The 271-nt window shown below is 65.3% G+C and carries 1 protein-coding gene; it reads right to left on the reverse strand.

The window, feature by feature from the left end:
* Positions 1 to 271 (reverse strand): Mur ligase family protein (locus tag SB764_RS40440; protein ID WP_410866818.1); only part of this gene is annotated, 271 nt, incomplete at both ends.

Here is a 271-nt window from a genome sequence, read left to right on the forward strand (position 1 = left end):
GACGCATGCACCTTGCCGGATGGCGAGAGCACATGGCGCAGCATTTCCTTGGTCGTCGTCTTGCCGACCGAACCGGTAACGGCGATGATCTGCGCCCGCGACCGCTGGCGCGATGCGATCGCAAGACGCTCGAGCGCCGCCAGCACATCCTCGACGACAATCATCGGCACCGTCAGACGGCCAAGCCCCGCAAGCCGCGCCTCACTGCCGACAAGCAGCGACGCACCGTTGGCCATCGCCATCGAGGCATAGTCGTGACCATCGACGCGAT

The sequence above is a fragment of the Paraburkholderia sp. SIMBA_027 genome, from assembly GCF_046535315.1.
GTDB lineage: Bacteria > Pseudomonadota > Gammaproteobacteria > Burkholderiales > Burkholderiaceae > Paraburkholderia > Paraburkholderia tropica.